13 protein-coding genes are annotated in these 13,195 nt (G+C 53.9%); 2 read left to right on the top strand and 11 right to left on the bottom strand.

Features of this window, described 5'->3' with window-relative positions:
- Window positions 1-62 precede the first annotated feature (62 nt).
- Both WC359_08675 and WC359_08670 read left to right on the top strand, forming a co-directional pair.
- The gene (locus tag WC359_08675; GenBank protein MFA5400499.1) at window positions 63-632 is read left to right on the top strand and encodes a flavodoxin family protein; all 570 of its coding nucleotides are present in this window, start codon (window positions 63-65) and stop codon (window positions 630-632) included.
- Window positions 633-731: 99 nt separating this feature from the next.
- On the top strand, window positions 732-1,499 hold the full coding sequence (locus WC359_08670; protein ID MFA5400498.1) for an SDR family oxidoreductase: 768 nt from the start codon (window positions 732-734) through the stop codon (window positions 1,497-1,499).
- 13 nt (window positions 1,500-1,512) lie between these two features.
- Here the strand turns inward: WC359_08670 and WC359_08665 are convergent, their stop codons facing one another.
- The 11 genes from WC359_08665 to WC359_08615 form a co-directional block, all read right to left on the bottom strand.
- Complete coding sequence (locus tag WC359_08665; GenBank protein MFA5400497.1) at window positions 1,513-2,286, bottom strand: enoyl-CoA hydratase-related protein; 774 nt, start codon at window positions 2,284-2,286, stop codon at window positions 1,513-1,515.
- Window positions 2,283-3,314 (bottom strand): methylmalonyl Co-A mutase-associated GTPase MeaB, encoded by a 1,032-nt coding sequence (gene meaB, locus WC359_08660; GenBank protein ID MFA5400496.1) that lies wholly within the window; start codon window positions 3,312-3,314, stop codon window positions 2,283-2,285. Before meaB ends, WC359_08665 begins: the two co-directional genes overlap by 4 nt.
- The gene (locus WC359_08655; GenBank protein MFA5400495.1) at window positions 3,315-5,060 is read right to left on the bottom strand and encodes a CoA-transferase; all 1,746 of its coding nucleotides are present in this window, start codon (window positions 5,058-5,060) and stop codon (window positions 3,315-3,317) included. It lies immediately after the preceding gene.
- A 94-nt stretch (window positions 5,061-5,154) separates the two neighbouring features.
- A complete protein-coding gene (locus WC359_08650) occupies window positions 5,155-6,312 on the bottom strand; it encodes a thiolase family protein (protein MFA5400494.1) in 1,158 nt (385 codons plus the stop codon).
- Window positions 6,313-6,357: 45 nt separating this feature from the next.
- Window positions 6,358-6,789, bottom strand: a complete 432-nt coding sequence (locus tag WC359_08645; protein MFA5400493.1) for a zinc ribbon domain-containing protein — start codon at window positions 6,787-6,789, stop codon at window positions 6,358-6,360.
- A gap of 26 nt (window positions 6,790-6,815) precedes the next feature.
- Window positions 6,816-7,778, bottom strand: coding sequence for an NAD(P)-dependent oxidoreductase (locus WC359_08640; GenBank protein ID MFA5400492.1), 963 nt, complete (start codon window positions 7,776-7,778; stop codon window positions 6,816-6,818).
- A 21-nt stretch (window positions 7,779-7,799) separates the two neighbouring features.
- Window positions 7,800-8,756, bottom strand: coding sequence for an amidohydrolase family protein (locus WC359_08635; GenBank protein ID MFA5400491.1), 957 nt, complete (start codon window positions 8,754-8,756; stop codon window positions 7,800-7,802).
- A gap of 22 nt (window positions 8,757-8,778) precedes the next feature.
- Window positions 8,779-9,984 carry a CoA transferase gene (locus WC359_08630; GenBank protein MFA5400490.1) on the bottom strand — a complete coding sequence of 402 codons (1,206 nt, stop codon included), beginning with the start codon at window positions 9,982-9,984 and terminating at the stop codon, window positions 8,779-8,781.
- 16 nt (window positions 9,985-10,000) lie between these two features.
- Window positions 10,001-11,170 (bottom strand): CoA transferase, encoded by a 1,170-nt coding sequence (locus WC359_08625; GenBank protein MFA5400489.1) that lies wholly within the window; start codon window positions 11,168-11,170, stop codon window positions 10,001-10,003.
- Window positions 11,171-11,200: 30 nt separating this feature from the next.
- The gene (locus tag WC359_08620; GenBank protein MFA5400488.1) at window positions 11,201-12,379 is read right to left on the bottom strand and encodes a CaiB/BaiF CoA-transferase family protein; all 1,179 of its coding nucleotides are present in this window, start codon (window positions 12,377-12,379) and stop codon (window positions 11,201-11,203) included.
- A 22-nt stretch (window positions 12,380-12,401) separates the two neighbouring features.
- Window positions 12,402-13,082: a hypothetical protein gene (locus tag WC359_08615; GenBank protein ID MFA5400487.1), complete on the bottom strand. Its 681-nt coding sequence runs from the start codon at window positions 13,080-13,082 to the stop codon at window positions 12,402-12,404.
- Window positions 13,083-13,195 lie beyond the last annotated feature (113 nt).

Below are 13,195 nucleotides of genomic sequence, written 5' to 3'. Positions count from 1 at the left end.
ACGGGTACACAGGATTGCCGCGCCCTGCGGGCTCGCAATGACGGGGGAAAATGCGGCTTACAATGAAATTACTCAGCGTGTGCGGCTCTCCCAGGAACGGCAACACCGAGTGGATGCTGAAACAGCTTCACGGCCTGGCCTTGGCGGAAGGCGCGGAATCGGAACTCCTGCTGCTGCGCAAGCTCGATATAAAAATGTGCAACGGCTGCCTGTCCTGCGAAGCCGGCGGTAAAAACAGAAAGGGGCTCTGCGCTATCAAGGACGACATGCAGGACATATATCCGAAGCTGATGCAGGCCGACGCCATCGTATTCGGCACGCCTGTCTATTTCGAGATGGTCTCAGGGCTGCTCAAGAACTTTATGGACAGGACCTGCCCCATCTGGCCCAGGCTGGAAGAAAAGCGCTTTGCCGGTGTAGCCGTTGCGGAAGAGGGTATCGGCACGGCCATCGATAACCTTAAAACCTATGCGGCCGTCTGCGGCATGAACTGGGCGGGCAGCGTTACGGCCCTGGCTAAAAAACCACGCGAAGTCGGCAAAATCGAGTTTATTGGCGAGCAGTTGCAGAAACTGTATCTGGCTTTAAAAGCGGGCGGGTTTGAAAACCCGCCCCTACATTATCCCCGGTAGCATACCTTCAGGTGCGGGCGCACGGTACAGTTGACATCCAGCCTCAAAATTTATAATATTGTTATATTATTATTACCTTAATCACAGGAGGCGGGAGCAATGGAAAATTCAAACAGGGTCGCGATCATTACAGGTGGAGGGAGGGGCATCGGGAAAGGCATCGCCCTGCATTTCGCAAAAAATGGCATAGATGTCGCGGTGCTGGGGCGCGGATATGACAAGCTTGAGCAGACTGTGGGTGAGATAAAAGCGCTCGGCGGCAACGGGCTTGCCATCAAGGCGGACGTCGGATTACTGCAAGATGTAGAATCGGCCTTCGATAAAGTGATCGAGAGGTTCGGGAAGATCGATATACTGGTCAATAACGCGGGCGTAGCGCAGCCGACCAACCCCATCACCGAGCTGGACCTGGCCTACCTTGACAACATAATCAACACGGATTTCAAAGGGGTTTACTACTGCAGCCGCAGGGCTGCCATGGAAATGAAGCCGCGCAAGAGCGGCTGCATTATCAATATCTCTTCCGTACACGGACTTGTATCGTTGCCCTGCATAGTATACGGACCGATGAAAGCGGCTGTTAACATGTTCACGCACATACTTGCCCGCGAGCTGGCCGGCTATATGATCAGGGTGAACTGCATCGCGCCGGGCTATGTTCAGACACAGATGGCTTCCGACCAGGGCGATCGAAACATCGAGCTATTCCTCAAAAACATCCCCATGCACGTACCCTTGATGGTTGAGGATATAGCTGAGCTTGCCTATTTCCTGGTCTCCGACAAGTCCCGCTACATCACAGGCGCTATCATAGCCGCTGATGCCGGCGTGACCAGCGACGGCGGGTGGCACGGATACGGCAGATAGCCGGCCTCTCCAGCTATCTACCCTTGAAATCGGGCTTCCTTTTCTCTTTAAACGCCCGGTTGCCCTCTGCCGCGTCCTCCGACTGATAGCATTTCTTGATCAGCCGGTCTATCTCCTGTTCGACATCCCTGTCCAGCTTCTGGTAATCGAAAAGCTGGTTGATTACGTATTTCGTACCCTGTACGGCCAGCGGCGCCTTTTCGGCGATCTCCTGCGCCAGCGCGTTTACCGTCAGGTCCAGCTCGGCACGTGAAACCAGCGCGTGAAGCAGGCCGATCTCTTTGGCCCTGGCAGCCGGCACGAAACGAGCGGTTAAAAACAGCTCCTTGGTATAGGGCACTCCGATCAGGTTGATCAGGCGCTGAATGGATTGGGGGTAATATACCCAGCCGAATTTTACGGGTGGAATGCCCATCCTGGCATTGTCCGAGGCAATTCTGAAATCGCAGGTTGTCGTAATGTCGCAGCCCGCGCCCAGTGCGTCCGCATGTATCCTGGCTATAATGGGTATGGGACAATTGAGCAGGCTGTTCAACGCATCCGCCAGCGCTTTATCGGCGACCTCCCTCCGGCTGTTAACAAACGTCAGATCCATACCGGCACTGAAGGCCATATCGCCGGCGCCCGTCAGAATGATGGCCCTCGTCTTGCCTTCTTTCACAAGCTCACTCAGACCGCTGGTGATTCCGCTCAGGACCTCGTAATTAAGGGCATTTCTTTTATCAGGCCTGTTGATAGTGATAGTGCAGATATAATCCTTACGTTCGATTATTAGCTCACCGGTCATTTCTTACTCCTTCTTTCTGAACTGTCGTGTATCTTTTTGTTGGAAAGCGAGGGGAGGCCCGTTTTTAAAATCCTGCTCAGTGCTGCGTAGGGGCTCATCTCGCCTTTTTCGATTTTTTCCCCGATCTTCTTAATCCCGGCGTCCTCCAGTAACTTTGCTTTAATTTCCTCCAGGACTTTCTGTTCCAGCATAGACTGGAATTGCTGCAGGCGCTGCCGTCCGCGCCTCTCCTCCAGCAATCCGCTGCTCTCAAGCATATGCCTGTGCTGCAGGATTTTATCCAGAAGCTCTTCTATCCCCTCGCCCTGATCCGCCCGGCACTTTAAAACCGGAATCTGCCATTGCTCCCGCTTTTTATTCAAATCAAGCGTTATATTCAGATTGTTGACCAGTTCATCGGCAGCGGCAAGGTCAGACTTGTTGACCACGAAGATATCGGCGATCTCCATTATGCCGGCCTTCATAGCCTGAATACTGTCCCCCGCGCCGGGCACCAGGACTACGGCAATTGTATCTACATGGCCGATGATATCCATCTCGCCCTGCCCCACGCCGACTGTCTCAAGCAGTATATAGTCCTTGCCGGCGGAGTCGACCAGGTCGATGATCTCACCGATCGCGCCGGTTAATCCGCCTTTCACACCCCTGGTGGCCAGGCTGCGTATGAACACCCCTGCATCGGTGTAATGTTTCTGCATGCGCACGCGGTCACCCAGTATCGCCCCTCCCTTGAAAGGACTGGTCGGATCCACGGCGAGAACCGCTACACTGAATCCCTTCTCCCTTAAAAGTGTTGTGAGACCGCTGATCAGCGTGCTTTTGCCGGCCCCGGGAGGCCCGGTGATGCCGATTCGATATGCCCTTCCGGTCTGTGAGGACAGCGATTTCATGATCTCGGGGACCTGAGGGCTGTCCCTTTCGATGAGGCTGATCAGCCTGGCCAGCGTCAGATCGTCCCCGGGCATGATTTCCCGCGTACCCTTCTCTCTCAAATGGTCATACCCTCCGATGTCCTGCTCCACACGCACCTATCCTCCCGACACATAGCCGTGGGGATCGAACATCCTGAGTAACGCAAGTTCCCGTTCGGCGGGATAGGCCAAGGAAGCAACTGATGAAGCTTTAATTACCTTCCAGCCGCAGTTATCCTGGATTTCATCCTGCTTACTCGCCGTATTATTACTGTCAGGCCCGATTATACAGCCCGTCAGCACAAATTTCCCGTCGGCGCCTTTCCGGAAAACACCCATATCTGTAATGAGAGTACTGACCCTGTCGCCCGGTGAAGTCAGGTAATCCAGCTTCTCGACGCAGCGCTTCTTCGATTGCGCCGTCACCACCATTACCTCTGCGGCGCCGCTGGTATTGTCGTTGTTTCCGCCCGACCCGCTGATATAAGTATCTGCGCCAACCCGCGTAGTGTTGATATTTCCTTTTTCATCGATTTGAGCGGCGCCTATTATGCTGAGGCACATTGCGCCCTCACCCGAAATAATGAATCCATACATCTCGCTGGTGTCGATCAGCATCGCTGCGGAAGTCACGTGGCGGACACTCAACGAGTTCGGATCGCCCGGCGCAGGCTGATATCCAAACACCCCCGAACCGAGTATCAGCTTTATATCGATACCGTCCTTCTTGAGCCGGTAATAGGCCAGCCATGCGGCAAGTCCCGGTATCCCGATACCGGCCAGTAGAACCTGATACCCGGCCTCTTTTACCCGCTCGGCGATTACTCTCGACGCGGCGATGATCATCGACTCCGTGCGTCCGGCATCCTTACCCGAATCCCGGGAGGGCTGGCCGCCTTCCCGATATGTCGTATCGAGTGCGCGCTTAAGGCCGAAGATACGTTCAAGGCCAAGCCGGTGTGTGTATTCTTCATGATCGCCGGCATCGTATATCCACTGTTTCAACCAGGCGTCCAGAGAATCAGGTTCCTTACTCACTTTTCTCTGCTCGAGCATGAAGTCGTAGTCTTCGCCGTAGCTGTCAACGCCCTCGATGCAGGAGAAATGACCTTGCGGATGAGCTCCCAGCGGACACAGCGAAACCGATTTCACGAGGTATCCCGGGATGCCGACCAGATGGGCGTGACGGCGTATGAAATCGGTGTCGACTATTTTTTCGGCCGTTACGATCACGCCCCCCTTTGCGGCCCTGGGTCCCCACAGCGTGTCCTGTGAAACAGGCGACAGGATGGTATTGCCGTATTTATCCGCAGCCAGGGCATGGACAATGGCTATATCCGTGTTCAACGCTTTAACCGCGCCGATCCTCCTGCTGCTGTCGAAGGGATCGGTTATCTCCGTGAAGCAATTGCTGTTTTCCGCTGCCATACTGCTTCCGGTGATGGACCTGGTGGGCATGAACCCCACTCCCAGCGCGCCCGCCATCAGCCTCTGCTGCATGGAATAGAGAGTCCAGTTTTCAATCGCCACCTTCCCTTCGCGGTACGCCCTCTGAATTACATGGCTGGGCGCAGGGTTGGGAGCGGCATAGGAACAACTGGTTGAGAGAAGCTTCTTGACCAGGCCGCAATGGACGAGGTTTATCGACAGGTCCCATGTCATGGTCATAACAAGAGTGAAGCCGGGGCTGCTACCTCTGTACTGCCGTATGATCTCGCAGACCGCCGCGTTGGCGTTCCAGCCGAGAAAGACGGACATGCCCGCTTTCAGGTTCTTTTCCAGCGCTTCGCGCAGGCTGACGACTTTATCCCGGCCGACCGGCGGCGAGGCGAACATCTGCTTGAAATATTCCTCGTCTTTCATCGCAAAACCAATTTTCTTAAACGATATATCATATCAGGTATACTTTACTTCACGGTCAAGTATTTTGGCCCGCGCTGCAAGTGAAGGAGAGCCGCTACTTCTTCAAAATATGGATGTTTACACAGCCCAGTCCTGTATTGTGTGCCATGGCCACTTTGGGATTGTTTGGTATCTGCAGGGCGCCGCCTTCGCCTCTCAACTGGCGGACGAGCTCTCCAATCTCGGCGACTCCGGTGGCTCCCAGGGGATGTCCCCTGGCTATCAGGCCGCCGTCGGTATTGACGGCTACCTGACCGTCAATCCTGGTTTTACCTTCCAGGAACCATTTCCCGCCTTCCCCTTCCTTGCAGTATCCCAGCGATTCGATGCAGATTGCGCCACCGCCGGCGAAGGGCGCATGGCACTGGACGACCTTGATGTCTCGTGGCCCTATACCGCTCTTCTCGTAGGCCTCCGTGCTCACCCTGCTGGTCAGTTTGCCCCCCTTGAAGTCGCCGCCGATGTGCGGTCCGGGCCCGCCCACCAGATCGTTATAATCCGGCGTACCGGCAACGCTCACAGCAACGGTGATAGCCCTGCTCGCTCCGTACTGTTTGGCCTTTTTCTTGCTGCAAATTATGGCCGCCGCCGCCCCATCGCTGATAGGGCAGCTCATCAGGAGAGTAAGCGGAGAGCAGATCATGGGCGAAGCCAGCACATCGGCCGTGGTGTATTTTTTCTGGTTGTGCGCATACTGGTTGAGCGACCCGTACTCAAAGCACTGGGCCGCCTCGGCCGCCAGCATCTCAGGAGTATCGCCGTACGTAAGCATTCTTCTTTTTATGGCCATGGCGATGCGGGCCGGCGTTACATCGAGCCCCATATAATGGAGATGATACTCCTTGTCCTGCTCGGGCACGCCGCCCGGGATCAGCCCCTTCCCCATTTTTTCATAGCCTGCCACCAGGACGACGTCATACCTGCCCGAGGCCACAGAGTAAAAGGCCTCCCTGAATGCGGCTGATCCGCTGGCGCAGGCCTGCTGCATCTGGCTGATGGGGATGCCGGTCCAGCCGAAACTCTGTACGATCATCCTGGCATCCGGGAAATGCCCCAGTTCGCTGCCTATGTATGCAGCCTGAATGTCCTTGAACGGGATGCCCGAGTCCTTAAGCGCAGCCTCAATGGGCACCTCAGCCATCTCCATAACAGACTTATTCGGCCACCTGCCGAAACGAAGAGTGCCCACTCCCATAACTACTACTTCATTCATAATGCCGTTTCCTCCGTCAAACTGAGCCGATTTAAGACTTAATAGTTAAGCAGCGGGCTTGAATTTGAAGGCTATGACGTCGTTGCCCGCTTCATCCTGCTTGACCTTGTCCATATAGACTTCCACCTCCATCCCGAAGTCCACCGCCTTAAAATCGCATTTATCGAGTATTGTGAATATATGGACGCCTTCCGGCATCTCGACTTCCGCCTCCATATAGGGCGGCTCTATAATTGTATATATGCTCTTCCTGTCTACCTGGCTGAAGGTAAAGACCTTGCCGCGGTCGCTCAGATTAAATACCTCTACATCGCCGGAACCGCATTTCCCGCAGTATTTCCTTTTGGGGAAGAAGGTCAGCTTGCAACTTTTACAGCGGCTGGCAACAAGGTGATATTTGCCGTCGCTGCCCATTTCGAACAGGCCTTCCTGCAAAGGAATAGTCTTTTTCTCTGCACCCGCTACATTTTCGCTCATTTTATACTCCCGCTTAAACGCGTAAGCTATTTCTTTTCTATCGGCGGCAGGTTGTTCTCTTTACGTGTCAGGTTAACGAGTTCGAAGTACCCGTCATACAGGCTGCGGTGCTGCACTCCTATCTCTTTGATCATCCTGCTGCAATCTATCTTATACATATGCCCGAAGGGACCGCTGTCATCAAAGGTGATCTTCATATCGGGGATAATCTTTCGGCCTATCTCCGCCATTTCGCCGTACGAGACATAGTGGCCGCCGACATGGTAGACCTCATGCGGCAGTTTCGGCGCAAACAGTATCCTGGCCACCATTTCAGCTATATCATCGACGTGAGCCAGAACGATGTACTGCTTGGCCGGATAGGGGAAAGGTATCTCGTTGCCCAGCGCTCCAGCCGTACCTATCAGGTTTACTCCCCGGGCGCCGATTCGCACGCCCGGCCCGTATACGCCGGGTATCCTTATAGTGACAATATCTGTCTTGAGCAGCCTGTTGTATTCATGTGCCAGGTGCTCGCACAAAAACTTGCCGATTCCATAACCCCTGTTGGGCCTGGCAGGGGAGTCCTCGTTCACTGGCTCGGGGCCGTCCCAGGGTATTCCGTGATACTGTATGGAACTGGGGTAAACAAATTTCTTTACACCGGCCAGGCGGGCAGCCTCAAAAATATGGAAAGTGCCGGTGTTCATGATCATCATCTGCTTATACAGGTCGCCGGCCTTCTCGGGGCGCTCGCTGACACCACGCTCCTCCGCCGAGAAGAACACCATATGCGCCACCCTGTCGACCTTGTACTTGCTCAGGACGTCGGAGATATTAGCGAAGTTTACTATATCGCCTTCGACCATCGTGATCTTGCCGGCCAGCTCACCCAGCCTTCCCGGCGTGAGCTTGGGCTCCATGCAAACCACTTCTTCACCGCGCTCCACCAGGTTTTTGATAACGCGGGCGCCGATAAAGCCCTTTCCACCTGTCACTAATATGGTCATCTCTCATTCTCCTTTGAATTTCTATAGCTTGAAAAGTTTTCTGGCGTTTTCGCCCAGTACCATATCTACTTCGGCTTTGGTGAATTCATATCCCAGGCTCTTCGCTTTCTCCGGCAACTCCTTGAAGTAGTTGACCCAGCCCGGCAGGAAACCCAGCGAACGGTAGCGTTTGCCCGAGGGATGGTCGCTGGCGAACAGTATATGGTCTGCGCCCAGGTTGTCCCTCATGCAGGCCAGGATCGGCACGAAATCATCCATATTCACAGCGCCGAAATTCCAGTTTGATAGCTCCAGGTAGCAGTTGGGGTGACCCTTGGCCACTTGTATGGCAGCCTCCCACCACTTGGGATAACCGGCATGGGCAATCACCACTTTTAATCCCTTATAAGCTTTAAGGAGCCCCGCGATGTGGCCGGGGTGGTTGTGGTTGGGTAAGGTGAAATCTGCGCCGGCCATATTGATGCCTTCGCCTGCGCGCGTATGGATCACTACCGGTATGTCCAGATCGGCGCATACTTTGGCCAGCGGTTTCGCCTCGTCGCTGTTCACCAGCAGGCTTTTGGTCGTGAACTCGCCGCATCCCTTCAAGCCGCATTCCTTAATCGCTTTGGTCATGATCTTGGCACAGTCCGGCCTGCGGGGATCAACATAAGCGCAGACGTAAAGCCTGCCTTTGTATTTTTTCTGGAATTCGCCAAAAAGCACCACCTGCTCTTCGTATGGAACGGCGGGTTCCTCACCGGTCCAGTATGTGCCGAAATCGGTCATCATGATGATGCTGGCATCCACGCCGGCCTTATCCATATTAGCTATATAGTCCGTGCCGTCCGGATCTGTGACTCCCTCCTCGATCTTGGGAAGGATCATCTCGGGCTTGCGTCCCGCCTCCTTCTTGGCCCACTCCTCGGCCGTATTACGGTGGAACGCCGTCGGCATGAATCCTTTGAACCAGAAATGGGTGTGAGCATCAACAATCATATTATGCTGTCCTCCATCATTATTAAGCTACGATTTGCGCTTCTCTAAAGGCAGTGATCTCCCGGGCTGAATAGCCCAGCGCCTGCAGGATTTTTTCCGTATGCTGACCCAGCGTGGGAGGAGGTCCCTGTACCTTTAAAGGAGTGTCCAGCAGCTTCCATGGTATCCCCGTGACCTTTATCTTGCCGGCGGACGGATGTTCAAGCTCTTCGACCATGTTAACTGCTTCAACCTGTGGTTCGCTGAACACGTCCTGCAGATTCTTGAATACCGCGCAGTAGCCGGACAGGCCTTCGACTATTTTTTTTATCTCTGCGGAAGTCATATTTTCAAGGGCTGATTCTATCACGGGCTTGAACTCCTGGGCATCGCGACCGATACCTACCATACGCATCCCCTTTTCCTTGAAATAGGGGTCTTCCAGCAGCGCTTCCAGTCCAACCTGCCTGCAGAAAGATTCCCAGGCGGATTGTATCTTGTCGGCCGCGATCGGCATACCGAACATAAGCGCACGGTCCCTGGTCCTGTATCCCGTCTCGGCATGATCATACGGGCCGGTGAAATGCCAGCCGCCGGGGAAATCCAGGTTGTAATGAGCCGTTATAACATATCCATACATCATAATCATATTCAAGAACATGGAACTGTCTATCTTCTGGCCGACGCCTGTTTTCTTCCTGCTGAACAGGGCGGAGAGTATGCCTATAAATGACCACATGCCGGTTGTGGTTGTCGCCATGTCCGCTCCCAGGCGCACCGGCGCCTCACCCATCTCACCCAGGAACCACTGGTAACCCGCCATGCCCTGTATCTCCAGCTCAGAGGCAGGCATCCCCGCATAGGGGCCGACGGGACCGAAGGGGGAAATCGCACAATAGACGAGCCCCGGATTTTCCGCGGATAGTTGAGCATATCCTATTCCCAGCTCTTCAGCTTTGCCTGGCCCGAAACTTTCGATCAGGACGTCTGCATCTTTGGCCAGCTTGCGCACTATCTCACGCCCCCGGGCTTCCTGCAGATTCAGCGCAATGCTTTTCTTGCCGCGGTTCAATGACAGGAAGAGAACGCTTTCACCGTTTTTCTTCTCTCCCAGGTGACGCGACCAATCACCGCCGATAGGCTCCACCTTGATAACCTCGGCCCCGCCATCGCTCAATTGCATGGCACAGAACGGGCCCGCGATTTCCTCGCTTAAATCCAGTACTTTAATTCCCTTCAGAGGTGTCATCGCTCAGATCCTCCCTCTACTTAACTTGTTTGCCTTTAGTTTGTTTATTCGACCCGGAAACCTCCACCAGGATTTCCCTCCTGTTCTTATCGGGCTTAACCGGCGCCGTGATTTTGATAGGTTTGAGTGGATTGCTGAACTTGAGAGGGAAGTTGGTGAACAGAGTCGGCCCCCAGGGGGTTTTCAGCTTCAAAATCATCTTGTTTTCCCTAAGATGAGGATCGTTGTAGATTTCATCCACCGAGTTAATCGGGCCGATGGGAACGCCGCTGCGCCGCATCAGCATCAACCACCATCTGGCAGGCTCCCGGGCAAATTTTTCCTCCAGTATGGGTATAAGCTCCTCTCTGTTTTTAACACGGTCCTCATTGGTAGCATATTTAGGATCTTTTTCAAGGTCGGCCAGCCCCAGCGCTTTGCATAACCTCGGCCAGTATTCTTCACGATGCACACTGACATTGACATATTTATTGTCGTATGTCCGGAAAGCCTGTGAAGGCACGATATTGGGATTGGCCGTCCCCATAGGCGATGGGCTTTTTCCGGTTGCGAAAAACTCCGCGATACGGGTCGTCTGGAGGGCCAGCACTGCTTCAAACTGCGACATCTCGATTTTCTGGCCGCGCCCGGTGACCTGGCGTGCCATTAATGCCAGCAACACCACTTGTACGATGTTAAGGCTGGTGGTATAGTCCACCGATGCGACATATCGAAACATCTCGCCCTGGCTACCCGGTGATCCATTCAGGCTGGCGAAACCTGAAGCGAGCTGCATCATAGGATCGTTGCTGGGCATATTTGCATACGGGCCTTTGGTCCCGTAGCTGGAGCTCGCACAGTAAATAATATTCGGATTCACTTTGCGAACGCTTTCGTAATCGAATTGCAGCTTTGCCATCGCGCCGGGCGGATGGTTTTCGATTAACACATCCGCGGTTGCGGCGATTTTAAGGCCGAGTTCCCGTTCGTCCTCTTTTTTAAGGTCGATGATGATATTGCGCTCGTTGAAATGAGCGGAGATATAGGTGGTGCCGGCGCCGCTCAACATGGTACCGACATGGTAAAGCCCGTCATACTTGGGCGGTTCGAAGCGGATCACATCCGCACCGAGGCTGCCTAACAGACAGCAAGCTATTGGCCCCACTCCCCAACCACCGACGTCCAATACTCTGATTCCGTTTAACATGGCTGCTACCTCCAGAAATGACGCTGCTGATCACTCGACGGCCTTGGTTTCTCTCAACTTTTGGATTTGGGCCACGGAGTAGCCCATCTCTGCTAATATCTCATCGGTATGTTCACCGGGCATGGGAGAGTATGTTTTGAACTGGGCGGGTGTATCGGATAATTTGAGCGGGTTGCCCAGCTGCTTTATCTTCCCCAGCACGGGATGCTCTTTCTCCATTATCATCTGCCTGCTCCTCAGTTGAGGATCGTCCATCGCCTCTTCTATGTAGAGCACCGGGCCGAAGAACACCTGCCTCTGTTTGGCCCATTCCCACCACTCATCTCGCGTTTTGGTCAGAAAGAGTTCCCTCATTATCTTGAACATCTCCTGACGGTCGGCATCATCTTTCGGCCATTGCCTGGCTATCAGGTCCGGCCGCCCTATGGCCTCGCAGAAGTTTTTCCAGAAAGGCGTTTCGATAAACTGGATGGTGATATACTCATTGTCTTTCGTAAGATAGGTGGAACAGTGCGGTTCGCCGCCGGTCTGAGGTGTGCAGCCCCGCCTCCTTTTTTCTCCTGAAACCATATACATCGTAGCATCAAACGAGATCAATGAGAAAACGCTGTCCAGGTAGGCGATATCCACCAGCTGCCCTTTACCCGTCCTCTCCCTGGCCTGCAGGGCAATGAGTATTCCTATCAGTGGATGCAATCCCGCGCCGGCAAAATCGGCAACCATGTTGCTGGGCCAGCAGGGCGGCCCATCTTTGGGGCCGATCAGGCTGAGAGCGCCTGAGATGGCCATGAAATTGGCATCATGCCCTACGATGTCCCTGTATGGGCCCGTTTGCCCGTATCCGCTGACCGCACAGAATATCAGCCGTGGATTAATCTCCTTCAAGGTGTCATACCCGATGCCCAGCTTCTCCATTGTGCCCGGCCTCGAATTTTCCACCAGGACATCCATCTTTTTGATCAACTTATAAATGACCTCTTTCCCCTGCTCCGATTTCAGGTTGAGCTTGACGCTGCGCTTGTTCCTGTCGATAAAGGTATATGCAGACATCGTTTGCGCAGCCGCTTCCATAGGAAGTGCCAGAACGTACCCGACGGGATCGACCTTGATCACGTCTGCGCCGAAATCACCCATATGCATGGCCGCAAAAGCAGGGGGATAGCCACGGCACAGGTCCAGTACCTTTATACCATCCAGTGCTTGAATCACAGCAATTCTCCTTTCACTAAAATTAAGCCTTTGCCGGTTTCTTCAACCCGTACCTTTCGTAATATTTGGCGGGGATCTTGTCCGGGTCCTTGTATATCATGTAGCGGCAGGGGTCCTTGCCAAACTCCCTGGGCGGCTCAATGATCCAGATGGGGTATCCTGTCTCCTCTATGGGCACTATATCCTGCAGCGCGCAGTGAACACAGTACACCGGGACATCGGTCATACCAAACGTCATTTTTTGGGCTTTCTTCACTTTGGCCAAATTCTTGGGAGGGTTATAGCTATTGTTTAAGATAGCCCTGCCACCGCTACCGCAGGGCGTCATCATAACCGTAACTTTCTCATCGTCTTCCTCTATCTTCAGCTTGGTCAGGTGCCCGCGGAAACCGGCGGCCAGCATCTGCACCTGGCGTTTAACGTTTTCCGCGCGGTATATCTGAGCCAGGATCGCAAAATCCTTGAAAACCTCATGCAGCACCTCATAGAGGGCCTCGTCACCCATACGGTTATAGACATAGCTCATCAGGGTGGCGATCCAATCCCGGAACCCTTCGTGCATGGAGTAGAATTCCTTGTACTGGCGACGGCTCAGTTTCTTGGCCTTCTGCAGATCACCCGCATCTATCGCTTTCTCAACCAGATCCGCTGTTTCAGTACCCAGCTCCTCGAGCTCAGCTTCGGTGAATAATCTATCGGCCATTGTCGTCTCTCCTTTATTTAACCTTTTCACAGTTTACTTCGCACAACTACCGAAAAGCGGCTTTTATTCAGTGACCCCTGCAAGTATTATTGACCCGGCTTGTATTAATTTAA

The organism is Dehalococcoidia bacterium (genome assembly GCA_041653995.1).
Classification (GTDB): Bacteria; Chloroflexota; Dehalococcoidia; order GIF9; family UBA5629; genus CAIMUM01.
Note: the sequence above shows the minus strand (reverse complement) of the source record. Positions and strands in the feature narration are given on the sequence as shown.

Excerpts from the sequence above, each read along its gene's own strand:
- WC359_08675 (MFA5400499.1), top strand. The coding sequence starts at position 63 with ATGAAATTACTCAGCGTGTGCGGCTCTCCCAGGAACGGCAACACCGAG.
- WC359_08670 (MFA5400498.1), top strand. The coding sequence starts at position 732 with ATGGAAAATTCAAACAGGGTCGCGATCATTACAGGTGGAGGGAGGGGC.
- WC359_08665 (MFA5400497.1), bottom strand. The coding sequence starts at position 2,286 with ATGACCGGTGAGCTAATAATCGAACGTAAGGATTATATCTGCACTATC.
- WC359_08655 (MFA5400495.1), bottom strand. The coding sequence starts at position 5,060 with ATGAAAGACGAGGAATATTTCAAGCAGATGTTCGCCTCGCCGCCGGTC.
- WC359_08650 (MFA5400494.1), bottom strand. The coding sequence starts at position 6,312 with ATGAATGAAGTAGTAGTTATGGGAGTGGGCACTCTTCGTTTCGGCAGG.
- WC359_08645 (MFA5400493.1), bottom strand. The coding sequence starts at position 6,789 with ATGAGCGAAAATGTAGCGGGTGCAGAGAAAAAGACTATTCCTTTGCAG.
- WC359_08640 (MFA5400492.1), bottom strand. The coding sequence starts at position 7,778 with ATGACCATATTAGTGACAGGTGGAAAGGGCTTTATCGGCGCCCGCGTT.
- WC359_08635 (MFA5400491.1), bottom strand. The coding sequence starts at position 8,756 with ATGATTGTTGATGCTCACACCCATTTCTGGTTCAAAGGATTCATGCCG.
- WC359_08630 (MFA5400490.1), bottom strand. The coding sequence starts at position 9,984 with ATGACACCTCTGAAGGGAATTAAAGTACTGGATTTAAGCGAGGAAATC.
- WC359_08625 (MFA5400489.1), bottom strand. The coding sequence starts at position 11,170 with ATGTTAAACGGAATCAGAGTATTGGACGTCGGTGGTTGGGGAGTGGGG.
- WC359_08615 (MFA5400487.1), bottom strand. The coding sequence starts at position 13,082 with ATGGCCGATAGATTATTCACCGAAGCTGAGCTCGAGGAGCTGGGTACT.